At 36.5% G+C, this 3580-nt stretch carries 5 protein-coding genes; 1 reads left to right on the top strand and 4 read right to left on the bottom strand.

The window, feature by feature from the left end; translation table 11 throughout:
- Positions 1-564 (bottom strand): (d)CMP kinase (gene cmk, locus E1176_RS04030; RefSeq protein WP_155209287.1); only part of this gene is annotated, 564 nt, incomplete at its 3' end.
- Positions 565-768: 204 nt separating this feature from the next.
- Positions 769-1455, bottom strand: a complete 687-nt coding sequence (locus E1176_RS04035; RefSeq protein ID WP_155209288.1) for a hypothetical protein — start codon at positions 1453-1455, stop codon at positions 769-771.
- Between the two features lie 125 nt (positions 1456-1580).
- Here E1176_RS04035 and E1176_RS04040 point away from each other — a divergent pair, with 125 nt between their 5' ends.
- The gene (locus E1176_RS04040) at positions 1581-1877 is read left to right on the top strand and encodes a sll1863 family stress response protein (protein ID WP_155209289.1); all 297 of its coding nucleotides are present in this window, start codon (positions 1581-1583) and stop codon (positions 1875-1877) included.
- Between the two features lie 30 nt (positions 1878-1907).
- On the opposite strand, the gene tsf is transcribed toward E1176_RS04040, so the two are convergent.
- Both tsf and rpsB read right to left on the bottom strand, forming a co-directional pair.
- Entirely contained in the window at positions 1908-2738 is an 831-nt protein-coding gene (gene tsf / locus E1176_RS04045; protein ID WP_155209290.1) for a translation elongation factor Ts, read from the bottom strand.
- A 116-nt stretch (positions 2739-2854) separates the two neighbouring features.
- The coding region (gene rpsB, locus E1176_RS04050) for a 30S ribosomal protein S2 (protein ID WP_155209291.1) at positions 2855-3580 on the bottom strand (726 nt) is incomplete at its 5' end.

The raw sequence follows: 3580 nt of genomic DNA on the forward strand, positions 1-3580 counted from the left end.
ACGGGTAGTATCCAGATGGTCTCTTTTTTGCAGATTCTGAATAATTTCATTTAAATCTACCAGCTGTTTCTTTTCCAATAACTCTTCCTGTCTTCTGCCAGCTCTTACATAAATATCAGCCTGCATAAAAATCTTAAGCTCTGCGTCTGGAAAAACAACAGTACCAATATCACGACCGTCCATCACCACACCTTTCTTCTTACCCAGTTTTCTCTGTTGAGCAACCATTGCATCCCTCACTTGCTTTATACTACTTACTTCACTTACACGATCTGAGACATACATTTTCCTTATTTCATTCTCAACATTGAGGTTATTGAGAAAAGTATCTGACTCACCTGTCTTTTCATTCAGCACAAAGTCTATATCGATGTTATCAAGGGCCTTTTCTACCTCTCGGTCATTGGTTAACCTTATATGGTGATTGTGAAAGTAGAGCGTGACAGCCCTGTACATGGCCCCGGTATCTATATAAGTGTAACCCAGTATTTTTGCTAATGCCTTAGCTGTTGAACTTTTCCCGCATGCCGAGTACCCATCTATAGCTATGACAATTTTTTTCATTCCGCTAGCAATCTTTTTGTGGACAAGGAATGGCCTTACCTTTTTTTAGCTGACCAGCCCTTTTGTTTTTATTGGTTGAAGCACAACTTAATGCAAAACAACCAACCAGTAATATGATTAAAATGTTTTTCAACATATTTTTAAGTAAGCAAATATAACTTATTAAGAGTACTATAAAGAAGCTTTAATCAATATTCAGCCCCGTTATTCTACTTTTTGATTTTCATTCATTTGAAACCCTATTTTATAGCCCCCGCCCATGGCCTGCGTACGCATAACCTTTTCATTTAGTGTAATTCTTTGTATCTCCGGGAAAGGCCTGGTGACCAGGTCTGTCTCAATTGTCTGAGCTAATGCAAGTTGAATAATGATGCTCAAATCGGTGTTTGTTACAGGTGCACCAGACACTGTATCAAACATGAAATTTAGCCGTCTTTTTCCTTCTACCAAAAAGCGTTTCTCAAAATTCAATGAAAATCTAGCCACTAAATAGCCAGGGTCGTTTAGTCGATTGTATGTAACCGAGTCGGCCATGAAATTATAAATATTTATCTGCCCCAGGTATTTTCTTATAGGGTTTTCTGCCACATAATCACTCTTATTGAACCCATGCTTCTCATCTAAAGTGACAATATTGGTGTGCATAAGAAATACCAAAAGATCTCCGGCCATTTTTACATGAAACTCTCGATCATTGACATTGATGACTTTGACACTTATATCCTTATCCTTATTCTTAATCTGAGCGTTAATTCTTTCGACTACAGATTTGGCTTCTTGTTTTAACTGCTTAAATGTTTCACAAAGCTGCCTGTAGGTATGCTGCTTGATATTTGATTTATTTTCGATAAGCTCAGCGATCTGAGCCATAGGATCTTGATTTTGAGACATATTAGTTATGTATGTATTATGTTATTTTGTTCTATTAAGCTAACTTTTTAAAAATTATGTATTTATAACTTTAGTATAATAAAGTCGTAATTACAGTAAAAGTTTAATCATCATTTTACAACACAATGGGACGACCACCAGAAGGACAAGCCGAACGAATGTTTAAGCAATTTGGTAAAAAAATTGACCAATTGCTGAAAGACCTGGACCAGGCCACTGATAAAGCAAAAGAAGATTACGCTGATCGCTTTGAAGAATTGAAACGCAACAAGGAATCTTTGAAGAAGGAATTTGGCGAGTTTAGAGAGAAAAATAAAGGTAGATGGGATGAGCTGGATAAAGGATTTGAGAAAGCAGGTAGGGAAATTAAAGATGCTTTTAGCAAAGCCTTCTCAAGTAAAGACACAAAAAAAGGGGCCTAAGCCCCTTTTATATTTTATAGATAACTGGAATTAACCAATTGCCACTCTTTTGAATTCTGTAACTGTAAGACCTTTAGTTACACCATCAAGGTACGCCTGTACAGTTTGAGAGCTATCTTTTACAAATTGCTGATTAAGTAAAGTATTCTCCTTGAAGAACTTTTGTAGTTTACCCTGAGCAATTTTCTCAACTATATTTTCTGGCTTTCCTTCAGCTAATGCCTGCTCTTTACCAATTTCGATTTCTTTCTGCACTGTAGACTCATCAACACCGTCTTTATCAACAGCAACCGGGTTCATAGCAGCAATTTGCATTCCTACGTCTCTACCAGCATCTTCTACATTAGCACCGTTTACACCTTTAAGCGCTACTAGTACACCTAGCTTGCTTCCAGCGTGGATATATGGCACAACAGCCTCTCCAGATAATCTTACAAACTCACTGATTTCGATTTTCTCACCGATTTTACCAACGAATTCCGTTATTTTTTCTTCGATAGTTAAGCTATCGATTTTTTGAGCTTTTAATTCTTCAATTGAAGAAGCGTTGCTTTCGAAAGCAACTTTTAAGATAGCATTTCCAAGATTTTGGAATTCTTCGTTTTTACCAACAAAGTCAGTTTCACAGTTAAGTGCTATAAGTACTCCTTCTGTATTGTCATCATTTGTTTTTACAAATACAGAACCTTCAGTAGCTTCTCTATCTGCTCTGGAAGCTGATACTTTCTGTCCTTTCTTTCTTAGCAAGTCAATTGCTGCATCAAAATCTCCGTTAGCTTCAGTTAAAGCTTTTTTGCAGTCCATCATACCTGCACCGGTCATTTGTCTAAGCTTATTTACGTCTTTCGCTGAAATAGCCATAGTAGTACTTTTTTATTATTGTTAAGATTATTGTCTTTAATCAAAAATTGAACACCTTCCCAATTGCTTTAGGGACGATGTTCAATTCTTTGTGTTATATCAAATAACTATATTATCTATTTAGACTCTTCTATAGTCTCTTTTTCGTCTGCCTTCTTCTTAGCTTCCTCTTCTTTCTTAAGGTTAGCTTCTTCTTTGTCTTTCTTTCTCTCCATTAAGGCTTCTTCTATCACTTTACCAATCTGGCTTGTGATAAGAGATATAGATTTGAAAGCATCATCATTTGCAGGAACTGGGAAATCAACACCTGTTGGATCAGAGTTTGTATCTACCATAGCAAATACAGGGATATTTAACTTCTGAGCCTCTTTTACTGCAATGTGCTCTCTCTTAACATCGATCACAAATAATGCAGCTGGAAGTCTGTTAAGGTCAGAAATACCACCTAATACTCTTTCTAATTTTTCCTTTTCACGAGAGATCATTAATCTTTCTCTCTTTGCAAGGTTAAGGTAAGCTTCGTCTTTCATCAGCTTATCAATAGAAGACATTTTCTTCAATGATTTTCTGATTGTAGCGAAGTTGGTAAGCATACCACCTAACCACCTGTCAGTAACGAATGGCATGTTTAAACGCTTAGCTTCTTCAGTCACAACATCTTGTGCTTGCTTCTTAGTAGCTACGAATAATACCTTTCTTCCTGATCTTACTATGTTCTTAAGTGCAAAAGATGCTTTGTCGAGGCACTCAATAGTTTTGTTTAAATCAATTACATGGATACCATTTTTCTCCATGAAAATGTATGGAGCCATTTTTGGATCCCACTTTCTCGTTAAGTGTCC

The sequence above is a fragment of the Fulvivirga aurantia genome, from assembly GCF_009711475.1.
Classification (GTDB): Bacteria; Bacteroidota; Bacteroidia; order Cytophagales; family Cyclobacteriaceae; genus Fulvivirga; species Fulvivirga aurantia.